The 1441-nt window shown below is 43.8% G+C and carries 1 protein-coding gene; it reads right to left on the bottom strand.

What is annotated here, in order from left to right; all coding sequences use genetic code 11:
- Positions 1-601: 601 nt before the first annotated feature.
- Positions 602-1441: sensor histidine kinase (locus ACTIE6_RS07170; RefSeq protein WP_439555987.1), on the bottom strand; the 840-nt coding region annotated here is incomplete at its 5' end.

Below are 1441 nucleotides of genomic sequence, written 5' to 3'. Positions count from 1 at the left end.
CCACAAAGTCCTGGGGGTGTATTTTCAACGAATTTGAATGGCAGACCAGGCAGTTATCGTCCAGATTAAAGTCTACGGTATAACCTCTTAATTTAAGCTCATTTAAAACTTCTGAAACAGTAGTCATAGTATTCATGAGAAATATATTTATTTACGGTCAAATAAAACAAATGTAATCAAAGCCACTTGTACCCGGACATCCGCGTCTTTAACAAAACATTTGTCTGCAATTGAGCAGATAACAGACTGCTAAGGATCTGCCAGCAATCGTCGTACTTGTCAGTTTTCCAACTGCAAAGCCGTTGCAGATTAAATTTGACAGTGCCGTAACATTCATTAGGTAGCCTGCTTATCTACCTCAGACACAAAGCTTGAAGCGCTTTTTTAGAAGGCTATGATGTTTATTCATTTCCATGGAGGATTGTTTATAAGTAGTCTTCGGGAGCTAGCAGAAAGATATACCGCTGTTCGCCTTTCCTGGTGCGCTGACCGGGACTACTTGTGTCAGTGATTAGGAAGAGTATTAGCCATTATGTGACCAGTTCGTCAATACAAAACTATGCTCAATGCATTATCGCGATGCATTCAACATAAAGAACAATTACAATTTGATATTGAAAACAGCACCGTTGTCGTTTAGAACGGAGATATTACCACCATGGGCGGTCACGTAATTTTTTACGATGGCCAGGCCCAGGCCTGTTCCGTTGCTTTTGTCTTTGGTTACAAATGGTTCAAAAAGCGATTTTAGCAGGCTCAATGGTATGCCTGGGCCATTATCTCTGACCTGTATGGAAACGCAGTCAGTTTGCTGGCGGGCTATGATTTGAATTAGCGGCTCGCTGACTTTGTGATCAAGGAGTGCGTCAACAGCGTTATTAATAAGGTTGGTAATGACCCGTTTTAGTTTGCTTCGGTCACCCTGAACAGTCAGTTCATTGTCAGCTTCGATTTCAATCTGCACTCTGTCAAGGGCGTCTTTTGGAGCTAACTGGGCCAGAGCGCTCTCAAGCAGCGGTTTAAGCAGTAGGGTTTCCTTTTCAACTGGCGTTTCCCTGATAAAGTCCAGAAAGTCCTCAAATATTTCTGAAGCCTGACGGGCTGATCTGTCGATCATATCCAGCCAATCGCTTTTGTAGCCTTCCTCACGGATTATACCGGTAAGGAGTTGTATGTTTCCGATTGCGGGCCGTAAATCGTGCATAACCATGCCGATTGCACTGCCCACAGCCGAAAGCTTCTCCTTACGAATGAGCTCTTCGTTCATTTCCGCATTGCGGATCGCCTGTGCAGCATTTTGCACAAATAACCGTAGCAGATACATCTTTTCAGTGTTTAGCCTGCCATTTTTTTTCAGCACGGCAAATACCGAATACCCGTTTAAGCGTGCCAGTACCAGCTCATCAAGCTGGACCACTTCCTCAGCAGAGATTTCTATATC

It is taken from the genome of Dyadobacter sp., from assembly GCF_051859145.1.
Lineage (GTDB): Bacteria > Bacteroidota > Bacteroidia > Cytophagales > Spirosomataceae > Dyadobacter.
Note: the sequence above shows the minus strand (reverse complement) of the source record. Positions and strands in the feature narration are given on the sequence as shown.